The organism is Couchioplanes azureus (assembly GCF_014648355.1).
Classification (GTDB): Bacteria; Actinomycetota; Actinomycetes; order Mycobacteriales; family Micromonosporaceae; genus Actinoplanes; species Actinoplanes azureus.
In genome coordinates this window covers 307,905-332,645 of record NZ_BMQY01000002.1, presented here as the reverse complement: position 1 = coordinate 332,645, position 24,741 = coordinate 307,905, and the positions used below count along the sequence as shown (strand labels likewise).

The window sequence follows — 24,741 nt, the reverse complement described above, 5'->3', positions numbered from 1 at the left end:
TCGGAGGATCGACGTTGGCGGTGTAGCTGGTTCTGCTGGTGGGATGCGGTTCGGCGATTCGCCTGACCGCCTCCACTCGTGCGGACGCCCGGTTCGGCCGGCGAGGCCGAACCGGGCGTCCGCATGCTCAGTGCGAGTACAGCTCCACCTCGTAGGCCGAGAAGCCGTAGGAGGTGGCCCGGCTCTGCCCGGTCAGCCGCACGTGGCGGGCGCCGGTCGCCGGGAAGGTGACGTTGTCGACCCCGCCGTTGCCGCCGGTCACCGCCGCGACCTGGGTCCAGGCGCTGCCGTCGGGCGAGACCTCGATCTTGTACGCGGTGGCGTACGCGGACTCCCACCGGATCACCATCCGGGCCACCGGCCGGCTGCTGCCCAGATCGATGCGCAGCCACTGGTTGTCGGACCACCGGCTCGCCCAGCGCGTGGCCCGGTCGCCGTCGACGGCGTGCGCGGCGGGATGGCCGGGCTGGGTGGTCGACGCGGTCACCGCGCGCCCGGCCGCCAGGTTGCTCACGTCGTCGCCGCGCCGCGCCGGGAACGAGACGACCTGCTGGTAGGTGGGCCGGTTCTGCCAGCTCGTCATCGGGTGGGTGATGCCGCCGAGCGGTGACTGCAGGATGGCGTCGGCGCACCACTGGTCGCCGGCCGCGCAGTGCGAGTCGCCGGGATAGGTGGTGGTGGCCGGCACCGCCAGCGCCGCCGTGAGGCTGGCGAGCAGCGCGCCGCGGCAGGCGCCGAGACTGCCGTTCCCGCAGTAGGTGACCGGCCAGTGGGGAACGTCGTCGCCGAGCACCGCGCGCAGGTCCTTCTCCACGTAGCCCCACCAGCCGGACTGGAACGCGGAACCCTCGTGGCCCTGGCCGGTGGACGGCGACTCGTCGATCGGCAGGGTGTTCGCCAGCGTCTGGTACAGCTCGTCGCCGAGCGGCGTCTTGAACTGCGCCGGCACCAGCCGTGGCCACCAGGCGTCGAGGATGCGGATGGCCTCGGCGTCGCGGTAGACCTTGCTGCCCGGCGCGGTCTCGACGCGCTTGCTGCCGTCCTGCTGCCACGCGCGCAGCTTGGCGATCGCCTGGGCCTGGGCCGGATCGGTGACCGGGGCGGAGTCGATGACGCGCAGCAGGTCGTCGAGGACCTCGGCGCCCCGCAGGTCGGTGATCGCCGCGGTCTCCACGACGCTCAGCAGGCTGCCCCGGTCGAACGTGCGACCCGCCGCCAGGGCCTGCTTGATCGGCCGGTCCAGCAGGTCGCCGCGGTGCACCGCGCCGAAGCTGAAGTTGCCGTCGGCGGCCGAGAACCCGTTCGCCTGCTTGTTGTTCCAGCTGACGAAGTAGTCCTGGTTGACCGCCTGCGGGTGCGCCGAGGCGGGCTGGTACGCGGCGACGTTGGTGGCCGGGTCCCAGCCGGACCACTCGTACGCGGGCCGGCCCCAGGTCGGCAGGTTCGGGTCGGCGCCGGCGGACCGGACCGGGTGCGCCCCGGACGCGAAGTACGCCGTGTCGGCGGAGTTGACGTAGAACCAGTTGAACGCGAACGAGATCTGCGACGCCGCGGCCTGGAACCCGGCGGCCGTACCCATCTGGTCGGGCTCGTTGAACATCTGGAAGCCGAGCGCCGAGTCCGCCTCGTGCCGGTACGTCGCGCGCAGGCTGGTGAACGCGACCGGCTTTCCGCCGACCAGGCCGCGGTGCGACACCAGGCCGTACCTGGTCCGCAGCACGGTGAGCCGGTACGACCCGGCCGGGGTGGGATCGGCGGTGCTGGGCTCCCACGCGTTGGACTTGGACAGCGCCTCCATCGCGAGGCACTGACCGTGGTAGAGGTAGTGCGAAGACGCGGTGGTCGGCGTGCCGCCGCCGGGCTCGCAGAGCTCCGCGGCGAAGGTGTCGGTGATGTCCTGCCCCGCCGAGGTGGCGCTCCACGCGTAGTCGGGCCCGCGGCCCAGCAGCGTGTAGAGGTTCAGTCCGGCGAAGGCGGCGCCCCGGCTGCTGATCCCCGGGCCCTGCAGCTCCTGAAGCATGAGCAGCTGGGGAGCGAAGTAGCCGGTCTGCGGGCCGAACACGGCGACCGGGTGGCCCGTCGCCGAGTGCGCGGCGGAGACCACCGCCGCGTTGGACATGCCGCGGTGGCCGTCGATGGCCAGCTTGCCGAGGGACTCGGCGATGGCGCTCCTGCCGTGCCTGCGGGCCGACGTCGCCGTCCCGGACTGGTCGTAGACGAGCGGCTCGCCCGTGACGGTGCCCGGGTCCGGCATGGCGACCCCGGCGGCGCCGCGGTTGTCCGGCGTGTAGGGGAACGTCTGTCCGGCGTGCAGGGTCTGCACCGTCTCGGGATCGTTCTGGGAGCGGAACGTCGTCCAGACCGCGTCGCCGGCCGCGTCGCCGTACTCGGCCCGCGCGGCGATCCGGACCAGGGCGGACTGCATCTCGCCGCCGCCGCCCCCGCCGAACAGGCCGCCGATGACCCCGGCGACCGCGATCAGGTCGGTCAGCGTGAAGTCCTCCGGGCCCCCGGCGTTGGTGATCGGGTCCATGTTGCCGGTCAGCACGTACTCGCCGGGACAGTTGCGCGCGGCCATGCAGTCGGCGATGTACTCGTTGACACCGGCGACGTACGCCTGCACGTCCGCGTAGAGCTGCGCGCCGCGCGGTCCCGAGGACCGCAGCGCGTCGATCTGCGCCTGCAGGTCCGCCTCGGTGTACGGCGAGTTGCGCCACACGCTCTGTTCCAGGGCCCGGTTGCCCGGGTTGCCGCCGGCGAACGGGGTGAGCTCGCCGCGGGCCACGTGCCGCATCAGGTCCATGAGGAACAGCCGGTCCTCGGCCCCGGCGTAGCCCGCGCCGAACATCGTGCCGGCCCGGGTGCTGCCGGTGATGTGCGGGACGCCGAGGGCCTTGTCGCGGACCACGGTCACGTCGGAGCGGGGCTGGTAGCTGCGTTCGACCTCGCCGGGTGCGACGCCGAACGAGCCGTCGTTGAAGAAGGTGCCGATCTGCTCCTCGGTCAGGCCGGTGTGGTGGTGCACGAGGTCGGCATAGCGTCCCAGCTGGTCGCTGGAGTGCCGGGGCATGGTGCCGAGGGTCTGATGGGCGATGATCTGCACGAGGTTCGCGGTGCCGTTCTGGCCCGGCGGCAGGATGTCGTGGCACTCGCCGAGGCAGTGGTCGGTGTTGGTGGCGGGGGCCGCGGTGGCCGGTGCGCCGGAGGTGGCGCCGACCGTGACGGCGGCGGTGAGCAGCAGTGAGGCGGTCAGTACCGCGCGGATGCGCGGGGGGCGTCGGTGCATGGGCGGGGGTCCCTTCCGGGCCGCATGACGCGAGAAAGATTCATACTGCTAACCACCTGTTTACGGTCGGCGTCACACTTTGACAAGAGTCGATTTCTTCGGCCTCCGGCAGATGCCGCGAACGGATCAGAATTCGTACGGCGTCAGGAACTCCGGCCGCACGATCCGGGTCCGCGGCGACGCCGCCCGGATCGCGGCCTCGAAGGCGTCCAGCCGCCGGCGGTCGGCGGGTGCCACCACCGGCGGGTTCCGCAGCGGCGTCTCGAAGTTCTCCCAGTGCACCGGCACGACCACGGCCGGGCGGTCGAGCGCCGCGAGCAGGCGGGGCACGTAGTCGTGGGTGGCGTCGCTGCTGTTGATCGGGATCATCGCGACGTCCGGCCGGATGCCGGCCAGGTTGCGCTCGACGAAGTCGCTGGCACCCATGAGGAAGACCGACGGGCCGCCGGGTACGCGGAACACGTACGCCAGGGTGTCGCCCTCGGGCAGATCGGCGATCGTCGCCGGCGCCGCGCCGGGCGCCTGCAACCGGACGCCGGGAAAGGCGAGTGAGTACCTGGCGTTGCGGCTGTGCAGCGCGGCGACGACCTCGACCCGGTAGTCGCCGAAGTCCAGCACCTCGCCGCCCTTCACCGGGCTCAGCCGATCGCCGGGTACGCCGGCGGCCAGCCCCAGGTGGTAGGCGGTGAGGGTGCCCAGTACCCGTGCCCCGGTCGTCCGGGCCACGTGGGGCACGTCGGCGAAGTGGTCCCAGTGGGTGTGGGTCACCAGCACGGTCTCGGGGGCGCCCAGGTCCGCGGCGGCGATCGCGGCGGGATCCACGGCGAGCGGCGTGGCCGGGTCGAACGTGCCGCCGAACAGCCCGGTCCGGAAGCGGCTCACGTACGGGTCGACCAGCACGGTCCGGCCCGCGACGTCGATGCGCCAGCCGGTGGTGCCGAGCCAGCGGAACGTCGCGGTCCGCCGGCGTCGGGGAGCGGCGCCGGGCGCGGCGGCGGCCGGCGTGCCGGGCAGCGCCGCGGGCAGGGAGGCCAGCGCGGTGCCGGCCGCGGCGGTACGCAGGAAGTCGCGGCGGTCGAAGGCGTTGCGGGACATCACGGTCCTTCCGTCGAGGGACCCGCAGCACACCAGCGGCTCCCGCCGCGCGTCCAAGATCCGGTCGCCGCACCCGCCATAGCCGTCCGGATATCAGCCCAGCTCGCGACCGGCCCGTCGCGCGTCGCGCGTGGCGTGGATCACTCGGCGCCGGCGACTCCGGGCACGCCGGCGGGCAGACCGTCGCGCAGGTGCCGCACCGCGGCCGCCGCGGCCCGGCCGAGCAGCTGGTCGACGTCCATCCGGGACGTGTCGAGCCGCCGGGTCCGGACGAACACCGCGAGCGCGTACCGGCCGCCGTCCGGATACTCCGCCACGCCGGCCTCCATGTGCAGGCCGGGCAGCGTGCCGGTCTTGCCGGCCACCCGGACTCCGGCCGGGAACGCGGCCGCGAGCCGCGTCCAGAACATCTGCCGCGACATCAGGTCGCGCACCGTCGCGCAGGCCTCGGGCGGCCCGGCCTCGTCCCGCCAGATCAGCTGGAGCAGACGGGTGATCTCCTCCGGCGTGCTCGACGTGGTCCGCCGCGGGTCGAAGACGCGCAACGCGCGCACCTGCGCGTCGGAAAGGGTGGGAAAGACCCGGGCGAAACCGGCGCCGTCCGCCGCGCCCACGTCGGCGAACATGGTCTCGAGCATCTGGCGCGGGCCGCCCACCACGCGGGTCCGGACGAGGCCCAGCTCGGCGGCGAGGACCGGCAGCAGGTCCGGGCCGACCCGGCGCAGCAGCACGTCCGCGGCGGCGTTGTCGCTGACCGACATGGTGAAGTACGCCAGGTCGCGCAGCGACAGCTCGACGTCGTCGGCGCATCCGCCGGTGCCCCAGCCACCCAGCCGGTCCCCGCCGCGCACCGTCACCCGTTCGGCCGGATCGAGCGCGCCCGAGGCGGCCTGCCGGGCGTACTCCAGCGCCAGCAGGATCTTGAAGACGGAGCTGAGCACCACCGGCTCGCCGGAACGGCACCCCACGGCGTCGCCGGTGTCGATGTCGCGGGCATGCAGCCAGCCCTCGACGCCACCGGCGGCGAACACGTCGTCGACGGACATCGGACCACCCTAGGGTGGACGCCGTGGATCTCTTCCGGCACCTGCGGTATTTCCTGGTCGTCGCCGAGGAACTGCACTTCAGCCGGGCCGCGGAGACGCTCGGCATGGCCCAGCCGCCGCTCAGCCAGGCGATGCGCCGGCTGGAGCGCGAGCTCGGCGTCACGCTCTTCGACCGGCTGCCCCGGGGCACCGCGCTGACCACCGCGGGCCAGGCCCTGGTCGAGCAGGCGCGCGAGCTGCTCGCCGCGGAGCAGCGGATGCGGACGCTCATGCGCACCATCCGCGACGGCGACCTGGGCACGCTGCGGGCGGGCGTACCGCCGGACACCCCGGCGCAGGTCCTGGGGGAGCTGCTGCGCCGGCTCCGCGCGCACGCACCCGGGCTGGACGTCGATCTGCACGAGCTGACCACCGCCGAACAGCTCGACGCGCTGGCCGGTGCCCGGCTCGACGTGGGCCTGGTCCAGCACCCGGCCGACCTGGTCGACCTCGGGTCCGGCCCGGTCACCCGTACGCCGCTGGGGGTGGTCCTGCCGCGCGCCTCGCCGCTCGCCCGGTCCGCCACGCTGAGCCTCGCCGACCTCACCGGGCACGGCCTCGTCCTGTTCCCGCGCGCCACCGCACCCGCCTGGTACGACCACATCCTCGCGGTCGCCCGGGACAACGGGTTCGTGCCGGAGCGGATCCGGCACGCCCGCAGCCCGGAGCTGCTCTGCGGCCTGGTCCTCGCCGGAGACGGGGTGGCTCTGCACCGCGAGGCCGCGGTGCGCCGCGAACCGCGCGTCGCCTGGCGTCCACTGGCCGGCGAGCCGCTGCGGGAGGAGGTCTCCGCGGTCTGGCCGCGGCGCGGCGCGCACCCGGCGGCCGAGCGTTTCGCCACCGTGGCCGCCGAGGTCCTCACCGGACCGTGGTCACCCGCCGCCGCGCCGGCCGGCACGCCGACGCCCTGGTCGGTCGTCTTCGACACGGTCCGCCCGGGCCGTTGAGCGCCGGCCGGCGGCCTCCGGCTGCTCAGCCGAGGTCGCGGTAGTAGAAGTACATCGGCTCGCCGGCGCCGGGCTCGGTGTAGGTGAAGCCGTGCGCCTCGTAGAAGCGCCGGGCGTCCGTGTCGTCGCCGTCGACGTTGATCTCGATGGTCTCCGCGCCGCGCTCGCGGGCCAGCCGGCAGGCGGCCTCCAGCAGGGCATGCCCGTAGCGGCGGTTGCGGAGCTCGGGTCGCACGTACAGCTCGTCGAGCAGCACCACCGGGCCGTCGCTCCAGACGTTGGGGCGCAGGGACAGGACCGCCACGCCGGCGGCCGGTTCCCCGGTGAGCAGGACCGCGAGCCGGCCGTCGGCGAGCAGGCCCGGCAGGCGCCGGGCGAGGACGGCGGGACCCGGCGTGGGGGTGTCGAACTCGCGGTTGAAGGCGTCCAGCAGCTCGGCGACGGTGGCCGTCTCGGCCGGGGTCATCTCCCGTACGGGGTGGTCGGGCATCTCCGTACGGTGCCGCCCGCGGGCGAGCGGCGCAACCGGGTTCGGCCGGTGGTCAGCCGGCGCGGGTCACGGGGTCGTCTCGGCGAGCACCATCTCCGGCGTGGGCTCCGTGGTCGCCGGCGGTGGGGTGGTGGTCTCGGTGGACGGCTGCGGGATCGTCGTGGTCTCGGTGGGTGGCGGGGTGGTCGGGTCCACCGTCGGCGGCGTCGTCGGTTCCGTCGTGGCCGGCGGCGGCGTGGTCGGGGTGTGCTGGGTCGCCGTGGGCTCGGCCGTCGGCATCGTGGTGGTCGGCCACGTCGCCGGCCGGGACCAGGTCACGGTGGCGGCCGGCGGCGCCACGACCTCGCGGATGATGTCCCCCGGCGGCTTGCGGACCGGGTGGTCCGCCTCCGCGGGCAGGTCCCGCGGCGGCGCGCTCGCGGTGGGGCGCGGCATGACCTGCGGCGTCGGGGTCATGCCGGCGGCGCCGGCCGCACCGTCGGCGGCGGCCTCCGCCTGCCGGCCGTGCGGCGCCGCGCCGCCGTTGGCGATCTGGAGGCCGAGGATGCTGACGATCGCCGCGGCGACGGCCATGGACGCGGTGGCGGCGACGCGGCGCCGCGACCGGGTCCGGCCGATGGCCCGGACGCCGCCGACGACGGCGCCCGGAACGTTGCCGATGGCGGTGAGGGCCGGAACGCGGCCGAGGGCGGCCAGGGCCGGACCGCGGCCGGCGGCCGTGGCGACGGCAGCGCTGCCGGCCGGGACGCCATCGAGCGCGGCGGTGCCGACGGCGGTGAGGGCCGCAACGCCGCCGGCCGTGGTGGCGGCCGTGACTCTGGCGACGGCCGGACGCACGGCCGGCAGCCTGCCGATGGCCCGGCGGAGGACCTCGACCGCGGAAGCGGCCGACGGGCGCCGGTCGGCCTCCTCGGCGGTGCAGTCGTCGTAGAGGCGGATGATCTCGCGGGGGAGTCCGGCGATGCGCGGCAGGCGCGGCGTCCGGCCCCCGTGGCGGGCGGCCAGGATCTCGCCGACGGTGGTGCCGGGCCACGCGCGCGAACCGGTGAGGCATTCGAACAGCAGCAGGCCGAGCGCGTACACGTCCGCGGCGGGATAGGTCGGCTCGCCGCGCAGCTGTTCCGGCGCGAGGGTCGCCGGGGTGCCCCAGAGCCGCCCGTGGGTGTCGAAGCTGTTCTGCCCGGCGAAGGCGGCGATGCCGAAGTCGAGGACCTTGACGCCGCCCGGGGTGAGCATGACGTTGCGCGGCTTGACGTCGCGGTGCACCAGGTTGCGCGCGTGCGCGGCGGCCAGGGCCGCGGCGGTGTCCGCGCAGATCGCGACGGCCCGCTGCCACTCCAGCGCGCCGGTGCGGGCCAGCTCGTCGGCGAGGGTGTCGCCCTCGAGGAACTCCATGATGAGGTACGGGTGCCGCTCCTCGCCCTCGATCGCCTCGCCGTAGTCGTAGACCCGGGCGACGTTAGGGTGGCTGAGCCCGGCCGCGGCGCGCGCCTCCCGCAGCACGTCGACGGCGGGCTCCTCGGTGCCGTACCGGTACGGCGAGAAGAGCTTGATCGCCACAGGGCGCTTGAGCGTGCGGTCCCAGCCGCGGTGCACGACCGCGCTGCCGCCCCGCCCGACGGCCTCTTCCACGCGATAGCGGCCCGCGAGTGATCGCACCGTGATCCCTCCCCCGGACCTTGCGCTCGACCGTGGCATCACGCCACTACTCACCGTGCAGATCGGCGCCGGCTCGCCCCGGCGTCGCCGGATCGATCACGGTGCCGATTGCCTCGTGTGAATGGCCGACATCGTACCCGACCTGGGGAAGTGGTGCACCGCCCGGTGATGGTAACGATCGTGAACGATTTTCACGGTGTGTGAGCGCCACCACAGTGCCGCGGTCAGGCCTCGGCGTCGTAGGGCACTCCCCGCCCGGTGCGTTCCTCGAACACCAGCCAGGTCCGCGTGGTGCGCACGCCGGGGATGTCCTGGATGCGGTCCAGCACGACGTCCCGCAGCGCGGTGTTGTCCGGCGCCCGGACCAGCGCGAGCACGTCGTTGTCGCCGCCGATCAGGGCGAAGTGCTCCACGTACGGGATGTCGCTGATCCCGGCGGCGATCTGGCGCCAGGCGGTCTGGTCGATGGTGATCGCGACGTACGCGGTCGTGCCCAGCCCGATGCTGTGCGGGTCGAGCTCGGCGGTGAAGCCGCGGATCGTGCCGTCGTCGACCATCCGGGCCACCCGCGTGTACGCGTTCGACCGGGAGATGTGGGCGCGTTCCGCCAGCGCCCGAATGGAGATGCGCCCGTCGCGCTTCAGCTCCGCCAGCAGGACCCGGTCGGTCGGATCGAGCGGCCCGGCAGAACGTCCAGCCGCGCCGTCGGTCGGCGGCCTCTCCGAGGACATTGTGACGCCACTTCCCTTCATGATCGGCCATTCGTCTGCGATCATCCGGCGCCCTTGACCGTACATCGCCGCGAACCCACGCTGATGCGATCAGGCGTCCAGAGAGAGCGAGCGTCGCCATGCGGCTTGAGGACCTGCTGCCTTCCCCGGAACCCGTGCGTTTCGTCGCCGCCGACGGCACCGAGACGCCCGCGCCCGCCGGGTATGCCCGGCCGAGCGACGACCTGCTCGTCGAGGCGCACCGGCGGATGGTGCTGGGCCGGCGCTTCGACACCCAGGCCACCGCGCTGACCAAGCAGGGCCGGCTCGCCGTGTACCCGTCCAGCCGCGGCCAGGAGGCGTGCCAGATCGCCGCCGTCCTCGCGCTGCGTGACGACGACTGGCTGTTCCCCACCTACCGCGACAGCGTCGCCCTGGTCGCCCGGGGACTCGACCCGGCCGAGGTGCTGACCCTGCTGCGCGGCGACTGGCACTGCGGCTACGACCCGGCGGCCGTCAAGGTGGCGCCGCAGTGCACCCCGCTGGCCACCCAGACCATCCACGCGGTCGGCCTGGCCGAGGCGCTGCGCCGCAAGGGCGAGGACGGCGTGGTGCTGGCGCTGATCGGCGACGGCGGCACCAGCGAGGGCGACTTCCACGAGGCGCTCAACTTCGCCGCCGTGCGGCGCGCGCCGGTCGTGTTCTTCATCCAGAACAACGGGTACGCGATCTCCGTGCCGCTGGCCCAGCAGACCGCGGCACCCGCCCTGGCCTACAAGGGCGTCGGCTACGGCGTCGCCTCCGAGCAGGTCGACGGCAACGACCTGCTCGCCGTGCTCTCGGTGCTCGGCACCGCGGTCGAGCACGCCCGGTCCGGCCGCGGCCCCTACCTCGTGGAGGCGCACACCTACCGGATGGAGGCGCACACCAACGCCGACGACGCGACCCGCTACCGCGACGAGGCCGAGGTGACCCGGTGGGCCGCCGCCGACCCGCTCGCCCGGCTGCAGACGTACCTGCGCCGGCGCGGCCTGATCGACGACGAGGCGGTGCGGACCGCCGAGGCCGAGGCCGAGGCGTTCGCCGCCGAGGTGCGCACCAAGCTGAACGCGGACGTGGCGGTCGACCCGCGCACTCTGTTCGACCACGTCTTCGCCGAGCCGACCGCGCAGCTCGAGGAGCAGCGCGCGCAGCTCGTCGCCGAGCTCGACGCCGGGGAGGCATGAGATGACCACGGGTACCGCACCCACCGAGCTGACCATGGCGCAGGCGCTGAACGCCGCCCTCTGCGACGCGCTCGGTGACGACGAGAGCGTGCTGGTCTTCGGCGAGGACGTCGGCGCCCTGGGCGGCGTCTTCCGGATCACCGACGGCCTCACCCGCAAGTTCGGCGAGGACCGCTGCTTCGACACGCCGCTGGCCGAGTCCGGCATCGTCGGGCTCGCCGTCGGCCTGGCCATGGGCGGCATGCGGCCCGTCGTCGAGATGCAGTTCGACGCGTTCGCCTACCCCGCGTTCGAGCAGATCGCCTCGCACGTGGCGAAGATGCGCAACCGGACCAGGGGCGCGCTCACCATGCCCATCGTGATCCGGGTGCCGTTCGCCGGCGGCATCGGCGGGGTCGAGCACCACTGCGACTCCAGCGAGGCGTACTACGCGCACACGCCGGGGCTGAAGGTGGTCACGCCGGCCACCGTCGAGGACGCGTACTGGCTGCTGCGCGACGCGATCGCCGACCCCGACCCGGTCGTCTTCATGGAGCCCAAGCGGCTGTACTGGAGCAAGGCGAAGGTCGACCTCGGCACCCGCGCGGCCGGCCCGATGGGACGGGCCGCCGTCCGGCGCGCCGGCACGGACGCGACCCTGGTGGCCTACGGCCCCACCGTGCCGCTCGCGCTGCAGGCGGCGGAGGCGGCCGCGGCCGAGGGGATCAGCCTGGAGGTCGTCGACCTGCGCACGATCGTGCCCTTCGACGACGAGACCGTGGTCCGTTCGGTACGCCGCACCGGCCGCTGCGTCGTCGTCCAGGAGGCGCAGGGCTTCGCGGGCGTCGCCGCGGAGATCGCCGCCCGGGTGCAGGAGCGCTGCTTCCACTCGCTGGCCGCGCCGGTGCTGCGGGTGACCGGGTACGACATCCCGTACCCGCCGCCGAAGCTGGAGCACGCGCACCTGCCCACCGTCGACCGCATCCTCGACGCGGTCGACCGACTCCAGTTCGACGACGAGCCGGACCTGCGCCACACCGGGACCACGGCATGAGCGCCGACCAGGTCTTCCGCCTGCCCGACCTGGGTGAGGGCCTGACCGAGGCGGAGGTCGTCCAGTGGCGGGTCTCGGTCGGCGACACGGTGACCGTCGACCAGGTCGTGGTCGAGGTGGAGACGGCCAAGGCGGCGGTCGAGGTCCCCGTGCCGTTCGCGGGCACGGTCGCGATCCTGCACGCCGAGGCCGGCTCGGTCCTCGCCGTGGGCGAGCCGCTGATCACCGTCGCCGCGGCGGCGGCGCCGGACGGCGGCTCCGGTCCGGCCGAGCAGTACCGCACCGAGGAGCGGGCCGGCTCGGGCAACGTCCTGATCGGGTACGGCACCGGCCATGCCCCGGCCTCCCGGCGGCGTGCCCGCCGGGGCCGGACGGCGGCCACCGCGGCCGCTACCGCTACCGCCGGTGCAGCGTCCGCGGCCGGTGTGGCCACCCAGGCCTCCGCGACCGCCGTGACCTCCGTGGCCGCCGCGCCGGTGTCCGGTGAGCCGGCCGCGCCCAAGGTCATCTCGCCGCTGGTCCGCAAGCTGGCCCGCGAGCACGGCGTCGACCTCACCGCGGTCGTCCCCGGCGGTCACGGCGTCATCCGGCGCCGCGACGTCGAGGAGGCCATCGCGGCCACCACCGCTCCGGCCACCACCGCTCCGGCCACCACCGTTCCGGCCACCACCGTTCCGGCCGCTCCCGTCGCTCCCGTCGCTTCCGCCGTTTCCGCGGCCGGCGCACCGGCGGCCGGCATCGAGCGCATCCCGTTGCGGGGCGTGCGGCGGGCGGTCGCCGACAAGCTGGCGCGCAGCCGCAGCGAGATCCCCGACGCGACCACCTGGGTCGACGTCGACGCCACCGGCCTCGTCGAGGCGAAGAACGCCCTCGCGGACCGCGGCGTCGGCCTGCTCGCCCTGCTCGCCCGGATCTGCGTCGCGGGTCTCCGGCGGTTCCCCGAGCTGAACTCGACCGTCGACGTGGCGGCCGGGGAGATCCTCCGGCTGCCGCACGTCAACCTGGGCTTCGCCGCGCAGACCGACCGGGGCCTGATGGTGCCGGTGGTGCAGGGTGCGCACCTGATGAGCGCCGCCCAGCTCGGCGCCGAGATGAGCCGGCTGGCCGGGCTGGCCCGTGCCGGGACGCTGCCGCCCGCCGCGCTGACCGGCGGTACGTTCACGCTGAACAACTACGGCGTCTTCGGCGTGGACGGCTCGAACGCGATCATCAACCACCCGGAGGCTGGCATCCTCGGTGTGGGCCGTATCGTCGACAAGCCCTGGGTCGTCGACGGGCAGCTCGCCGTCCGAAAGGTCACGCAGCTGTCGCTGAGCTTCGATCACCGGGTGTGCGACGGCGGCGCGGCGGGCGGGTTCCTGCGCTATGTCGCCGACTGTGTGGAGAAGCCGGCGACCCTGCTTGCCGATCTGTGAGCTCGTGGAGGTGGACGTGACCGCGGTCGATCCCGCCGTTGTGCGCATCGAGGGCGACGAGGACCGCTGGGCGGTCCTGCGCGAGGTGGAGCAGCGGGTGCTCTGGCTCGCCACCGCGATGATCGACCACGCCAACCGGGTCCGGCCGAACCCGGACGGCCTCAAGGTCGGCGGCCACCAGGCGTCGAGCGCGTCGATGGCGACGATCATGACGGCGCTGTGGTTCGACCACCTCACCGCGCAGGACCGCGTCTCGGTGAAGCCGCACGCCTCGCCGGTGCTGCACGCGATCAACTACCTGCTCGGCAGCCTGGACGAGCGCTACCTGACCACCCTGCGCTCCTTCGGCGGGCTGCAGAGCTACCCGAGCCGGTCCAAGGACCCCGACCCGGTCGACTACTCCACGGGCTCGGTCGGCATCGGCGCCACCGCCCCGATCTGGGGCGCGCTGGCCCGCCGCTACGTCAACGCCTGCGGCGCCTCGACCGGCGCCGGCCGGCAGTACTCGCTCGTCGGCGACGCCGAGCTGGACGAGGGGGCGTGCTGGGAGGCCATCCTCGACCCGATGGTGGGCGAGCTCGGCGAGGTCTGCTGGATCGTCGACCTGAACCGCCAGTCCCTGGACCGGGTCGTGCCGCACGTCGCGGCGACCCGGCTGCAGGCCATGTTCGAGGCCGCCGGCTGGCAGGTGCTGACCGCCAAGTACGGCCGGCTGCTCAGCGCCATCTTCGAGCGGCCCGGCGGTGACGCGCTGCGCCGGCGGGTGGACGACATGTCCAACGCCGAGTTCCAGCGGCTGCTGCGGTGCTCGCCGGAGCAGTTGCGGCTGCGGTTGCCCGGCGAGGGGGCCGACGCGGCGGCACTGCGGGAGCTGGTCGACGGGCTCGACGACGGCACCCTCGTGGCGGCGCTGCGCAACCTCGGCGGCCACGACCTGCGCACCCTGGGCGACACGCTGGCGGCGATCGACGACAGCCGCCCCACGGTCATCTTCGCCTACACCGTGAAGGGCTACGGGCTGGCCACCGAGGGCCACCCGCAGAACCACTCGTCGCTGCTGACCGAGGCGCAGCTGCGCGAGCTCGGCGCCCGGGTCGGCATGTCGGTGGAGGCGCCGTGGGCCCGCTTCACGCCGCACTCGGCGCCCGGCCGGCTCTGCGCGGAGGTCGCCGCCCGGCTGCACCGCGCGCCGGTGACCGCGGAGCCCGCGCCGGACGTGCCCGCCGACCTGGGCCGGACCCCGTCCGGCACCTCGTCGACGCAGGCCGGGCTCGGCCGGGCCCTGCTCGACCTGACCCGCCAGGCCCCCGCCGTGGCCCGCCGCGTGGTGACCGCGGCACCCGACGTGGCGTCCTCCACCAACCTCGGCGGCTGGATCAACAAGGTCGGCGTGTGGTCGACCGACAACCGCCGCAACTGGTTCGACGACGACCCCGAGACCATCCTGCACTGGCGCGAGCGCCCCACCGGGCAGCACATCGAGCTGGGCATCGCCGAAGGCAACCTGGTCGGGCTGCTCGGCGAGCTGGGTGCCACGTGGAGCCGCTGGGGCCAGCCGCTGCTGCCCATCGGCGTGGTCTACGACCCCTTCGTCGAGCGCGCCCTCGAACCCTGGTCGTTCGGCATGTACGCCGGCGGTCAGTCGATCCTGGTCGGCACCCCGGCCGGCGTCACCCTCGCCGCCGAGGGGGGCGCGCACCAGTCCATCAAGACGCCGTCGATCGGTCTCGAGCAGCCGGGCTGCGTCAGCTACGAGCCCGCGTTCACCGTCGACCTGGAGTGGACCCTGCTCGCCGCGCTCGCCCGCCTCGGCAAGCCCGGCGGCAGCTCCGCGTACCTGCGGCTGTCCTCGCGCCCGGTCGACCAGGGCCTGGCCGACGTCCCCGCCGACCCGGCCGCCCGGGAGCGCCGCCGCCGTCAGGTGGTCGCCGGCGCCTACCTGCTGCGCCGCGCCCCGCAGCCACCGGCGCTGACCATCGCCGCGATGGGGGCCCTGCTGCCGGAGGCGCTGGCCGCCGCCGACCGGCTCGCCGCGCTGGGCACGCCCGCCGACGTGGTCTGCGTGACCAGCCCCGGCCTGCTGTTCGCGGCCATGCAGGCCCGCGCCGGCCAGGGCAGCGCCGACACCTGGATCCTCGACGCGGCGTTCCCCGCCGACCGGGCCGCGCCGCTGCTCACGGTGCTCGACGGCCACCCGCACACGCTCGCCTTCCTGGCCGGGGTGCACCGCCGGAGCGCCCGGCACCTCGGCGTGAGCACCTTCGGTCAGTCCGGCGCGCTCGCCGCGGTCTACCAGCACCACGGCATCGACACCGACAGCATCGTCCGCGCCGGCCTGGATCTCACCTGACCCACCCCGGGATCCCGCCCGGCCTCCGGCGGGGCCTCGCCCGGCCTCCGGCCGGGATGGCCTGACCTAGCGCCGGGGCGGGGCGATCAGGGCGCGGGCCGCCGCGGTGGCCCGGTCGGCGACGGCGTCGCTGGAGTGCGCCTTGCGGGCGAAGAAGCCGTCCGCCAGCAGCGACGTGTAGCCGTGCGCCACGGCGATCGTCGCCTCGACGAGCCGCACGGCCTCCTGGTACGAGCGGGAGCCGGTCGCCGTGGCCAAATCGATCAGGGTGGTCATCAGCGCCCGGGTCTGCTCGCGGCGGGCCTCGTCGGGCAGGTCGTACAGCTCGGCGGCGTAGATGACCTGGACGCCGGCGCCCGTGCCGGCGACGTACCGCACGTAGGCGCCCGCGGCCGCGGCCAGGCGCTCGGCCGGGTCGGTTCCCGCCGCGGCGGCGGCCGCGGCGATGGCGGCACGCAGGTCGCGGGCGGCGGCCGCGGAGACCGCGCCGAGCAGGTGCGCCCGGTCCGGGAAGTGCCGGTACGGCGCCGCCGAGCTCACTCCGAGCCGGCGCGCGACCGCGGCGACCGAGAAGCGCTGCAGGCCGCCCTCGGCGAGCAGCTCGAAGCTGGCCTGGATGAGCGCCGCGCGGAGGTCGCCGTGGTGGTAACCCCGTTCCGCCGACACGCCGCCCTCCCCGCTTGCCGATAAGTGAATGGGCTCTTACATTAGCAGGTGATAGCCCTCTTACATTGGCGGAGGCACTGTGAGCATCCGGCTCGGGTACCAGATTCCGAACTTCACCTATCCCGGCGTCGCGGACGAGGACCTCTTCGACACCGTCGTCGCGCAGGCCCGCGAGGCGGAGGCGGCGGGGTTCGACACCGTCCTGGTGATGGACCACTTCTACCAACTGCCGGGCATCGGGGCGCCGGAGAACGCGATGCTGGAGGCGTACACGACGCTCGGCGCGCTCGCTACGGCCACCTCGACGGTCCAGCTGTCCGCGCTGGTCACCGGGAACACGTACCGCAATCCCGCCCTCCTGGCGAAAACCGTGACCACCCTGGACGTGGTATCCCGGGGCCGGGCGCTGCTCGGGATCGGCGCCGGCTGGTTCGAGCGCGAGCACCACGACTACGGTTTCGAGTTCGGGTCGTTCGCCCAGCGCTTCGAGCGGCTGGAGGAGGCCCTGACCATCATCGCCCCGATGCTCAAGGGCGAGCCCGCGACCTTCGACGGCAAGTGGTACACGGCCCGCGGCGCCATGAACAACCCGCGGGTGCGGCCGGCGATCCCGATCATGCTGGGCGGCAGCGGTGAGCAGAAGACGTTCCGGCTGGCCGCGCGCTTCGCCGACCACATGAACATCATCTGCGACATCGACGACCTGCCGCACAAGGTCGCCGTCCTACGCCGGCGCTGCGAGGAGATCGGCCGCGATCCCGCCACGCTTGCCACCAGCTACCTGGTCATGGGCCTGGTGGGGGAGACGGGGCAGGAGGTCGCCGAGCTCGCCCACGCGGTGCCCGAGGACCGCCGCAACCGCGTCTTCCTCGGCACGGCCGACCAGGTCGCCGCGCAGGTGCAGGAGAAGGTCCTCGGCGCCGGGATCGACGGCATCACCATCAACCTGATCCGCAACGGCCACCGGCCGGGTGCCGTCGCGGGCCTGGGCGCCGCCCTCCGGCCCCTGGTCGCCGCCTAGCAGACGTCGAGGTGTGCGGCCCGCGTTGTCGGCGGGCCCATTCCACCGCGGGACGGCTCCTCGCTCGTCAGAACGAGGAGCCGCGACCCGGATGGCGTGCCTCGATGATGCGGAGGGTAGCGGCGGCGACTATCCTCTGTGACTCTTGTCAGGGTGAACACTGCGGGTCTGGAAGCCATCGCCGCTCGCCGCGCCCGCGGCCGCCGAGGCGGCCGTCTCCAGGACCGAGCCGCCTGATGCCAGGTCGATCACCAGCCCACGAACCCGCAGCAAGCGAGCGCGAGCAGTTCCTGAACTGGTGTTATGACAACCCGGGAACCACGGTGCACCAGTTCCAGAGAAGCCAGGTCGCCAGTTCGCGCGTTCCGCGTTCTTACCTGCCGCCGGACCCGAGGCAACTGACCCGCCAGTATGAGGCTCGGCGCCTACCTCCCGTTCGTCCTGTTCATCGCATCGCTCGGTCCTCTCGGGATCCGGCCGACCCCTGGACCTGGAAAGCCGGGAGATCACCAGAAGCCGGGTCCATATGGCAGTACCGCCTTGCGGAACTGCGCGACGCGGGCCTGATCACCTACAGCATCGACAAGGTTCCGCGGATCACTCTCACCGCTCTGGGCAGGACGAAGGTGGAGGCGCAGCGGGCCGACATCGAGGTTCGGCGACGGTGGCGGCAGAAGAACGCCGCCACGAACGGTCTGCTGCGCTGGTTGAGCGAGCAAGACCCAGATGGCCAACGGTGGAACCACGTCGACGGAGTGCTGACGAGTGAGCACGCCACCTTCGAGGGCGAGCAACTGCCTGAGGGCCTGTTCCGGCTCGCTGCGCAGTACCTGCAAGACGAAGGGCTGATCCGCGGAGACGGTGGCGCTGCCGAGATCCGTGGTCCAGTGACCGCGCAAATCACCTTCCAAGGCCAAGAATGCGTTGCACATGGAGGAGACGTGGCTGACCACCTGAGCCGGGAGAACGACCACCGCCCGAACATCACCACCACCTTCAATGCTCCCGTGTCCGGCAACATCGCCCTGCACAACAAGCACGTATCCCAGGGGTTCACCACGACATCAGGCCGTGCCGACGACGAGATCAGTGTCCTCGTGCGCGCCATCGTCGAGGCGCTCCCGGCTCTCGGCCTGCCTGAGGAACACGCCGCCGCGGTCCGCAGCAACACCGACGTCATCGAGGGCGAACTTGCCCGCCGCGAGCAGGACTCGAACATCGTCAAGACGATGATGAGTCGCACGGTGGAGATCATCACCGGGGCCACCGGCAGCACGCTCGGGCTCGTCCTGACCGGGTACGCCAAGGAACTCATGAGAAACGCCGGGCTACCCATCGATTAGGGAGTCTCGCTCGGATCAGGGTGGCTCGTCGACCGGACGTGGCGCCAGCGCGGTGGCCGGTGGCGCACCGGGTCGCCGTGGCGCGAGCTTCCCATCGAGCCCTGGACCCGACCATGATCGGCGAAGACGCCGCCTAGTTCGCGCAGCCGCGGCCGGCCGGGGCGTCCGGCAGGCCCAGCAGCCGCAGTTTCTCGAGGACGGCGGCGGGGGTGAACGGCTTGGTGAGGTAGGCGTCGGCGCCGGCCGCCATGGCATGCGCGATCTGGCTCTGCGCGCATTCGCCGGTGACCATCATCAGGGCGATGTCGCGCCACTGCGGGTGGGCGCGTACGGCGGTGAGCAGGTCCACGCCGTTGAGGTGCGGCATGTCCCAGTCCGACAGGATCACGTCCGGCGGTTGCGGCATGGCGGCCAGCATCCGCAGGGCGGCGCTGCCGTCGGGCGCCTCGACGACCTCGCACCCGGCCGGCGTCAGGATGCGCCGGATGACCCTCCGCATGGCGCACGAGTCGTCGACGACGAGAACCAGCACCTTGTCACCTCGTTGGCGTGGCCGGTGCGGCGCCCCTCGCCGCAGTGGTTGTCGTATCGGCGGCGAGCCCGGGGCGGCGAGCGATTCGCCGGGGTGCAATCGCGGAGTGAGCCGGTGCGCCCGGCCGGCGGTGCGCGGTGCGGGCGGCGCGGCGCGAGCCGGCCGGGGCGGTGGCGTTCGCGTGCCGGCGTCCGTTAGCGCACGACCACCGCGCCGGTCGGGATGAGCCGCAGGAGCCGGGCGACGTGGGGTTGCGGGCTGCGCATGTGGCAGGGGACGCCGTCCGCCGTGAGCTGGCGGAGGATACCGGCGAGCACGCGCATGCCGGCGAGGTCGCAGAAGCCCAGGCCGGCGAGGTCGATGACGACGTGCCGCGGGGCGTGCGCGGCGATGGCGTCGTGCAGCGCGTCGTGGACCTCGACCCGGTTCGACGCGTCGAGCTCACCCGCCACCGCGAGGATCAGCGCGCCGGTCGTCCCGATGACGGTGACGCTGGCGGGTGGTGGTTCCGCGAGTCGCCCGACCCATGGCTGAGTGGCTGTCACGGGCTTCTCCTTCCGGGACCCTCCGCCACCGGGTCTCCTCGCCGAAGCTGTGCGATACCCGAAGTCTCGTCTTCGCCGAGGCGGGCGGCAACCGGAAGGGAACCGTCAGGAAACGCCGATCCGGCGGAGGACGGCATCGGCCAGGCGCGCGGCCGCGCCGTCCGCGCTGCGCAGGAACAGCGACGGCTCGGTGAGCTCCAGCTCGAGCAGCAGCGGAGCGCCGTCCGGGCCCGGCACCAGGTCGACCCGGGCGTAGAGCAGGCGGTCGGCGCCTCCGGGAACCAGCCGCAGCACCCGCCCGGCGAGATCCCGCTCCTGTGCCGAGGGGGTACGGGCGGTGATGTCCTCGCGGTACTCGCCCGAGCGCTCGCCCCGGCCGTTCAGCAGCGGACCCTTGCGGACCGCGTGGCTGAAGGCGAGGGCCCCGGTGGCGTCCGGCAGGCACAGGATCGCCGTCTCGCCCGCGGTGTCGACGGCGGCGAGGTACGGCTGGACCATCGCCGTGCGGCCCTCGGCGCCGAGGCGTTGCACGTGCGCGCGGGCGGTGGTGAGATCCTCGGGCAGCAGATACCGGCCGGTGTCCCGGCTACCCGCGCTGATCGTCGGCTTGATCACCCATTCGCCCGCCTCCGGCGGCGTCCAGGCCTCGCCCGGCTCGACGAAGGTCGTCGGGGTGATCGGCAGACCGGCGGCCGCGAGGTCGCCGAGGTAGTGCTTGTCGGTGTTCCACTCCACGACGTCGGCCGGGTTGACCAGCCTGGGCACCGTGCGCGCCCAGGCGACGAAGGCGTCGCGCCGCGGCGCGTAGTCCCACGGCGAGCGCAGGACGACCAGGTCGTAGCCGTCCCAGTCGGCGGCCGGGTCGTCCCAGCGGACCGCGTCCACGGCCACCCCCCGCTCGCGCAGCGCGTCGCGCAGCGGGTGGTCGTCCTCGTAGAGGTCGGGGAAGATCTCGGCCGTGACGAGAGCGACCCGGGTGGCTCGCTCGCTCTGTGCGTGGGTCATGGAGATCTTGTACCCGGCTCCGCCACGGCGTGCCAGCGCTTTAGCGGGTCCGAGGGCGCCCGAAGCCGGGAACTTAGGGTCGCCTATCCTCACCGCGTGCCCGCCGTCGATGATCCGCCGCCGCTGCTCGCCCTGCGCGAGGTCGGTGTCGTGCACCGCGACGCCGGCGAGCCGGCGACCGCGGGCCGGGCGGTGCCGTGCGGGGTGACCCTCGCGGTCCGGCCCGGCGAGGCCGTCCTGCTGCTCGGCCCGTCCGGCTGCGGGAAGTCGACGCTCGCCCTGACCACCAACGGCCTCATCCCGCACGTCGTCGGCGCCGAGCTCACCGGCGCCGTCGAGGTCGGCGGCCGGGACACCCGCGCGCACCGGGTGAGCGACCTGGCCCGCGACGTGGCCATGGTGTTCCAGGACCCGGACGCCCAGATCGTCACCGCGACCGTCCTCGACGAGGTCTGCTTCGGACCGGAGAACCTGCGGCTGCCGGCCGGCGAGGTGCTGGCCCGCGCCGAGGAGGCGCTGCGCCGGGTCGGCCTGTGGGAGCGCCGCGACGAGGACCCCGACCGGCTCTCCGGCGGCGGGAGGCAGCGGCTCGCGATCGCCTGCGCGCTGGCGATGGGCGCCCCGCTGCTGGTCCTCGACGAGCCGACGGCGAACCTCGACCCGGCCGGCGTCGAGGAGGTCTACGCCGTGCTGCGCGAGATCGTCGCCGCCGGTGACCGGGGCGTCCTGCTCGTCGAGCACAGCCTGGACACGGCGATCGACCTCGTCGACCGGGTGGTCGTGCTGGACCGCGCGGGACGGGTGGTCCTCGACGGTCCGGCGCGGGAGACGCTCGGCCGGCACTGCGACCTGCTCCTCGACCTCGGCGTCTGGCTGCCCGTCAGCGCCCTCGCGGCCCTGCGCCTGCGCGCGGCCGGCATACCCCTGGAGCCGCTGCCGCTGACCCCGGCCGAGCTGGCGGCGGCGCTGGACGCCCGGCCCGAGCTGCCCGCGCCCGCGATCCGGGCGCCCGGCACCCCGCCGGGCGAACCGGTGCTCGTCGTGGACCGGCTCACCGTCGCGCGCGGCGGGCGGCCGGTGCTGCACGACGTCAGCCTGCGCGTCGCCCGGGGCGAGCTGATCGCCGTGGTGGGCGCGAACGGCGCCGGGAAGACGACCCTCGTGCAGGCCGTGGCCGGGGTGGTACGGCCACCGCGCGGCGCGGTCACGGTCGCGGGGCTCGACCCGGCGCGCGCCGGCGCCCGCGAGCTGGCCGGCCGGATCGGCTTCGTCTTCCAGAACCCCGAGCACCAGTTCGTGACCGGGCGCGTCGACGACGAGCTGGCCCTCGGGCTGCGGCTGCGCGGCGTGCCGGAGGACGAGGTGGCCGCCCGGGTCGAGGAGGTGCTCGCCCGGTTCGGCCTCGGCGAGTGGCGAGCGCTGCACCCCTTCCTGCTGTCCGGCGGGCAGAAGCGGCGGCTGTCGGTCGGCACCGCCGTCATCGTCCGCCCCGAGGTCCTGGTCCTCGACGAGCCGACGTTCGGCCAGGACCGCGAGCGCGCCGCCGAGCTGCTCGACCTGCTCACCGGCCTGCACGCCGAGGGCACCACGGTCATCGTCGTGAGCCACGACATGCAGCTCGTGGCCGAGCACGCGACCCGGGTCGTCGCGCTCGCCGGCGGCCGGATCGCCGCCGACGGCCCGCCGGCCGAGGTGTTCGCGCGCGACCTGCCGGGGCTGCGCCCGCCACCGGTCGCCCGGGCCACCCGCGCGCTGGTCCGGCACGACCGATGGCGCGCCGTGACCCGCCTCGCCGACCTTCCGGCTCCGGCCGCGGCGGGTGCGGCGTGAGCGTGCTCGACCTGCGGACGTACAACCCGCTGTCCATATTGTTCGGGACCCTGCCGCTCATGGTCTTGGTGATCGGCACCCGCGACCTGGCGACCCCGGCGCTGGTGTGCGCCGTGGCGCTGGTGCTGATCCTGGCCGGCGCGCGGGCGTCCGGCCGTACGCTGGCCCGGATCCTGCTCGGCGTGCCGGCCGCGCTGGCGGTCATGACCTGCTCGTTCGGCCTCTGGACCGACCCGGCCCGGTTCTCCGGCACCCGGCCGCCCGCCCGGTTCGGCCCGTTCGAGCTGTGGCCCGAGGCGCTGGAGAACGGGCTGGCCACGGGGCTGCGGCTGGTCGCCGTGGTGCTGCTGGCCCTGGTCGGCGGCCTCACCACCACCGGCCCGGACCTGGTCCGCTCGATGGTCCGCCAGCTGCGGGTGCCCTACCGCATCGGGTACGCCGCCCTCGCCGCGTTCCGCTTCGTCCCGCGCCTGCGCCACGAACTCGGTGTCATCCGCAGCGCGCACCGGGTGCGCGGGCTCGCCGGCGGCCGCGGCCCGATCGGGAGCGTGCGCCGGTACGGCGGCTACGCGGTGCCCCTGCTCGCCGGCGGGATCCGGCACGCCGAACGGGTCTCGCTGGCCATGGAGTCCCGGGCGTTCGGCGCCCACCCCACCCGCACGGAGCGTCACGTCGTGCCGTTGCGCGTCCGCGACGCCGTCCTCGTGGCCGCCCTCTGGTGCCTCACCCTCGGAGTGTTCGCATGAAGTCCCTCACCACCCGGTTCCTCATGACCTGCGCGGCGATCGGCGCGGCCAGCGGCGTGCTGCTGGTGCCGGTGAACCACGTCAGCGCGATCCTGGCCCCCACCGTCCCGGTCGCGTACGCGGCACTGGTCGGTTTCTGGGTCCTCGGCCCGGTCCTCGGCCTGGCGGTGCTGCGCCGCCCCGGCGCCGGCGTGCTCACCATGCTCATCGCCGGCCTGGTCAACGTGCCGCTCACGCCGTTCGGGCCGAGCGCGGTGCTCACCACGCTGATGGCCGGCGCGGCGGTCGAGTCCGCCTTCGCCGTCACACGGTACCGGGTCTGGAAGCCGTGGCTGTTCTATGCGACGACGACGGCCGCCACGGCGCTCTACGCGCTGATGGCGCACGTCAGCTTCCACATGGCCGCCACGGCACCCGCCGTCCAGGTGCTGTTCTTCGTCCTCATGCTGGCCGGCGCGGCCGTGGCGACCTGGGCCGGCCTGCGTCTCGCCCGGCGGGTCGCGGAGACCGGCGTCACCCGCGGCCTCGTCCGTCCGACCTCGACGGGTGCCTGACCGTGGGGTACAAGCCGCGCAAGCCGGTCGACCCGCGCGTGCTGCTCGTCGAGGTGCTCCGCACCGAGCGGGTCAGCCCGAACGTCATCCGCGTCACGGTCGGCGCCGAGGGCTTCACCCCGCAGGGCTACGACCAGTGGTTCCGGCTGTTCCTGCCGAGGCAGGGCCAGGACCACCTGCGGCTGCCCACCCGCACGTCGAGCCTCTGGTACGCGCAGTACCTGGCCACGCCGAAGGCTCAGCGGCCCTGGGTGCGCACCTACACGGCCCGGGCGGTCCGCCCGGAGACCGGGGAGCTCGACATCGACTTCGTCGTCCACATGGAGCCGGACGGCACCTCGGGCCCGGCCGCGACGTTCGCCCGTACCGCCCGGCCCGGCGCCAGGGTGGGCGTGCTCGACCAGGGCGTCGCCTACCACCCGCGCCACCCGCACGCCTGGACGCTGCTGGTGACCGACGAGACCGGCATGCCCGCGGTGGCCGGCATCTGCGCCTCGCTGCCCGACGACGCCCAGGGCGTGGCCATCGTCGAGATCCCGGCGGAGGCGGACCGGCAGGACTTCCGGGTGCCGGCCGGCGTCGACCTGCGCTGGGTCGTGCGCGGCCCGGACGAGCACGTGCCGGGACGGGCCGCGCTGGCCGCGCTGCGGGCCGCCGACCTGCCCGCCACGCCGGTCTACGCCTTCCTGGCCGGCGAGTCGTCCCTGGCCACCGGTGCCCGCCGGCACCTGGTCGAGGACCGCAAGGTGCCCCGGCAGCACGTGGACTTCATCGGCTACTGGCGCCACGGTCACGCCCAGCCCTGATCGCCGGGCGGCCGGGCCGGCCGGGTGCGCGGCTAGGCCACCGCCCGGTGGCCGATGTGGCGCAGCCGGTGTGCGGCGACTCCCGCGGCGGTGAGCTGCCCGGCGACGGCGACGGAGGAGTAGTCGAGGAAGACCGCCACCTGCTGGTCGTCGCCCAGATGGCAGGCGGCGGCGAGGGTGCCGAGGCTGATCGGGTCGAGGCCGTCCAGGTCGTGCAGGTCCAGGATCAGCCGCAGCGGGCGGATGTGCCGGACGGCGTGGACGAGGGTGCGGCGCAGCTCGACCGCGTCTTCGGCGTCCAGGACTCCGTGGGGCTGGATGACGAGGCTGCCGTCGGACCTGGTGCCGACGTCGACCGTCGCGCCGGTCATCGCGCTGCCTTTCGACAAGGGCTGTC

General features: G+C 74.1%; 22 protein-coding genes. 11 read left to right on the top strand and 11 right to left on the bottom strand.

From position 1 onward, the window contains the following. Window positions 1-127: 127 nt before the first annotated feature. From IEY99_RS08705 to IEY99_RS08695, 3 genes are all read right to left on the bottom strand, one after another. A complete protein-coding gene (locus IEY99_RS08705; protein ID WP_189201221.1) occupies window positions 128-3,286 on the bottom strand; it encodes a penicillin acylase family protein in 3,159 nt (1,052 codons plus the stop codon). Window positions 3,287-3,412: 126 nt separating this feature from the next. Continuing rightward, the gene (locus tag IEY99_RS08700) at window positions 3,413-4,381 is read right to left on the bottom strand and encodes an MBL fold metallo-hydrolase (RefSeq protein ID WP_189201220.1); all 969 of its coding nucleotides are present in this window, start codon (window positions 4,379-4,381) and stop codon (window positions 3,413-3,415) included. A 140-nt stretch (window positions 4,382-4,521) separates the two neighbouring features. Continuing rightward, window positions 4,522-5,427, bottom strand: coding sequence for a serine hydrolase (locus IEY99_RS08695; protein WP_189201219.1), 906 nt, complete (start codon window positions 5,425-5,427; stop codon window positions 4,522-4,524). 23 nt (window positions 5,428-5,450) lie between these two features. Here IEY99_RS08695 and IEY99_RS08690 point away from each other — a divergent pair, with 23 nt between their 5' ends. Further along, window positions 5,451-6,413 (top strand): LysR family transcriptional regulator, encoded by a 963-nt coding sequence (locus IEY99_RS08690; protein ID WP_189201218.1) that lies wholly within the window; start codon window positions 5,451-5,453, stop codon window positions 6,411-6,413. Between the two features lie 25 nt (window positions 6,414-6,438). On the opposite strand, the gene IEY99_RS08685 is transcribed toward IEY99_RS08690, so the two are convergent. The 3 genes from IEY99_RS08685 to IEY99_RS08675 form a co-directional block, all read right to left on the bottom strand. Then, complete coding sequence (locus IEY99_RS08685) at window positions 6,439-6,903, bottom strand: GNAT family N-acetyltransferase (protein WP_189201217.1); 465 nt, start codon at window positions 6,901-6,903, stop codon at window positions 6,439-6,441. A gap of 66 nt (window positions 6,904-6,969) precedes the next feature. After that, window positions 6,970-8,562: a serine/threonine-protein kinase gene (locus IEY99_RS34865; RefSeq protein ID WP_189201216.1), complete on the bottom strand. Its 1,593-nt coding sequence runs from the start codon at window positions 8,560-8,562 to the stop codon at window positions 6,970-6,972. Window positions 8,563-8,786: 224 nt separating this feature from the next. Further along, a complete protein-coding gene (locus tag IEY99_RS08675; protein ID WP_189201215.1) occupies window positions 8,787-9,293 on the bottom strand; it encodes an Lrp/AsnC family transcriptional regulator in 507 nt (168 codons plus the stop codon). A 119-nt stretch (window positions 9,294-9,412) separates the two neighbouring features. Between IEY99_RS08675 and pdhA the strand changes: the two genes are divergently transcribed. Genes pdhA through IEY99_RS08655 form a run of 4 tightly spaced genes read left to right on the top strand, consistent with a single transcriptional unit; the run spans window position 9,413 to window position 15,296 of the window. Then, entirely contained in the window at window positions 9,413-10,498 is a 1,086-nt protein-coding gene (gene pdhA / locus IEY99_RS08670; RefSeq protein WP_189201214.1) for a pyruvate dehydrogenase (acetyl-transferring) E1 component subunit alpha, read from the top strand. Window position 10,499: 1 nt separating this feature from the next. Then, the gene (locus IEY99_RS08665) at window positions 10,500-11,531 is read left to right on the top strand and encodes an alpha-ketoacid dehydrogenase subunit beta (protein ID WP_189201213.1); all 1,032 of its coding nucleotides are present in this window, start codon (window positions 10,500-10,502) and stop codon (window positions 11,529-11,531) included. Beyond that, on the top strand, window positions 11,528-12,946 hold the full coding sequence (locus IEY99_RS08660) for a dihydrolipoamide acetyltransferase family protein (RefSeq protein WP_189201212.1): 1,419 nt from the start codon (window positions 11,528-11,530) through the stop codon (window positions 12,944-12,946). Before IEY99_RS08665 ends, IEY99_RS08660 begins: the two co-directional genes overlap by 4 nt. Window positions 12,947-12,962: 16 nt before the next feature. Beyond that, window positions 12,963-15,296: a thiamine pyrophosphate-binding protein gene (locus IEY99_RS08655; RefSeq protein WP_444542441.1), complete on the top strand. Its 2,334-nt coding sequence runs from the start codon at window positions 12,963-12,965 to the stop codon at window positions 15,294-15,296. 66 nt (window positions 15,297-15,362) lie between these two features. Here the strand turns inward: IEY99_RS08655 and IEY99_RS08650 are convergent, their stop codons facing one another. Beyond that, window positions 15,363-15,962 carry a TetR/AcrR family transcriptional regulator gene (locus IEY99_RS08650; RefSeq protein ID WP_189201210.1) on the bottom strand — a complete coding sequence of 200 codons (600 nt, stop codon included), beginning with the start codon at window positions 15,960-15,962 and terminating at the stop codon, window positions 15,363-15,365. 79 nt (window positions 15,963-16,041) lie between these two features. Here IEY99_RS08650 and IEY99_RS08645 point away from each other — a divergent pair, with 79 nt between their 5' ends. Both IEY99_RS08645 and IEY99_RS08640 read left to right on the top strand, forming a co-directional pair. Beyond that, on the top strand, window positions 16,042-16,983 hold the full coding sequence (locus IEY99_RS08645) for an LLM class F420-dependent oxidoreductase (RefSeq protein WP_189201209.1): 942 nt from the start codon (window positions 16,042-16,044) through the stop codon (window positions 16,981-16,983). A gap of 323 nt (window positions 16,984-17,306) precedes the next feature. Continuing rightward, window positions 17,307-18,326, top strand: a complete 1,020-nt coding sequence (locus tag IEY99_RS08640; protein WP_189201208.1) for a hypothetical protein — start codon at window positions 17,307-17,309, stop codon at window positions 18,324-18,326. A gap of 133 nt (window positions 18,327-18,459) precedes the next feature. Here the strand turns inward: IEY99_RS08640 and IEY99_RS08635 are convergent, their stop codons facing one another. From IEY99_RS08635 to IEY99_RS08625, 3 genes are all read right to left on the bottom strand, one after another. Next, window positions 18,460-18,858, bottom strand: coding sequence for a response regulator (locus IEY99_RS08635; RefSeq protein WP_189201207.1), 399 nt, complete (start codon window positions 18,856-18,858; stop codon window positions 18,460-18,462). A gap of 194 nt (window positions 18,859-19,052) precedes the next feature. Beyond that, window positions 19,053-19,403, bottom strand: a complete 351-nt coding sequence (locus IEY99_RS08630; protein WP_189201206.1) for an STAS domain-containing protein — start codon at window positions 19,401-19,403, stop codon at window positions 19,053-19,055. Between the two features lie 105 nt (window positions 19,404-19,508). Continuing rightward, window positions 19,509-20,408, bottom strand: a complete 900-nt coding sequence (locus IEY99_RS08625; RefSeq protein WP_189201205.1) for an ATP-grasp domain-containing protein — start codon at window positions 20,406-20,408, stop codon at window positions 19,509-19,511. 96 nt (window positions 20,409-20,504) lie between these two features. Here IEY99_RS08625 and IEY99_RS08620 point away from each other — a divergent pair, with 96 nt between their 5' ends. The 4 genes from IEY99_RS08620 to IEY99_RS08605 are packed head-to-tail and all read left to right on the top strand — an operon-like array spanning window position 20,505 to window position 24,344. Further along, window positions 20,505-22,238 (top strand): ABC transporter ATP-binding protein, encoded by a 1,734-nt coding sequence (locus IEY99_RS08620; RefSeq protein WP_189201203.1) that lies wholly within the window; start codon window positions 20,505-20,507, stop codon window positions 22,236-22,238. Further along, on the top strand, window positions 22,235-22,984 hold the full coding sequence (locus tag IEY99_RS08615) for an energy-coupling factor transporter transmembrane component T (RefSeq protein ID WP_229798351.1): 750 nt from the start codon (window positions 22,235-22,237) through the stop codon (window positions 22,982-22,984). The genes IEY99_RS08620 and IEY99_RS08615 overlap by 4 nt, the downstream gene beginning before the upstream one ends. Then, window positions 22,981-23,538, top strand: a complete 558-nt coding sequence (locus IEY99_RS08610; RefSeq protein WP_189201199.1) for an ECF transporter S component — start codon at window positions 22,981-22,983, stop codon at window positions 23,536-23,538. The genes IEY99_RS08615 and IEY99_RS08610 overlap by 4 nt, the downstream gene beginning before the upstream one ends. 2 nt (window positions 23,539-23,540) lie before the next feature. Next, a complete protein-coding gene (locus IEY99_RS08605; protein WP_189201197.1) occupies window positions 23,541-24,344 on the top strand; it encodes a siderophore-interacting protein in 804 nt (267 codons plus the stop codon). A 32-nt stretch (window positions 24,345-24,376) separates the two neighbouring features. Here IEY99_RS08605 and IEY99_RS08600 read toward each other — a convergent pair whose 3' ends face one another. Beyond that, complete coding sequence (locus IEY99_RS08600; protein WP_189201195.1) at window positions 24,377-24,715, bottom strand: STAS domain-containing protein; 339 nt, start codon at window positions 24,713-24,715, stop codon at window positions 24,377-24,379. Between the last annotated feature and the right edge of the window lie 26 nt (window positions 24,716-24,741).

Bases quoted from the DNA above. Each gene is read 5' to 3' on its own strand.
- IEY99_RS08705 (WP_189201221.1), bottom strand. From the start codon at position 3,286: ATGCACCGACGCCCCCCGCGCATCCGCGCGGTACTGACCGCCTCACTG.
- IEY99_RS08700 (WP_189201220.1), bottom strand. From the start codon at position 4,381: ATGTCCCGCAACGCCTTCGACCGCCGCGACTTCCTGCGTACCGCCGCG.
- IEY99_RS08695 (WP_189201219.1), bottom strand. From the start codon at position 5,427: ATGTCCGTCGACGACGTGTTCGCCGCCGGTGGCGTCGAGGGCTGGCTG.
- IEY99_RS08685 (WP_189201217.1), bottom strand. From the start codon at position 6,903: ATGCCCGACCACCCCGTACGGGAGATGACCCCGGCCGAGACGGCCACC.
- IEY99_RS08675 (WP_189201215.1), bottom strand. From the start codon at position 9,293: ATGTCCTCGGAGAGGCCGCCGACCGACGGCGCGGCTGGACGTTCTGCC.
- pdhA (WP_189201214.1), top strand. From the start codon at position 9,413: ATGCGGCTTGAGGACCTGCTGCCTTCCCCGGAACCCGTGCGTTTCGTC.
- IEY99_RS08665 (WP_189201213.1), top strand. From the start codon at position 10,500: ATGACCACGGGTACCGCACCCACCGAGCTGACCATGGCGCAGGCGCTG.
- IEY99_RS08660 (WP_189201212.1), top strand. From the start codon at position 11,528: ATGAGCGCCGACCAGGTCTTCCGCCTGCCCGACCTGGGTGAGGGCCTG.
- IEY99_RS08625 (WP_189201205.1), bottom strand. From the start codon at position 20,408: ATGACCCACGCACAGAGCGAGCGAGCCACCCGGGTCGCTCTCGTCACG.
- IEY99_RS08610 (WP_189201199.1), top strand. From the start codon at position 22,981: ATGAAGTCCCTCACCACCCGGTTCCTCATGACCTGCGCGGCGATCGGC.
- IEY99_RS08600 (WP_189201195.1), bottom strand. From the start codon at position 24,715: ATGACCGGCGCGACGGTCGACGTCGGCACCAGGTCCGACGGCAGCCTC.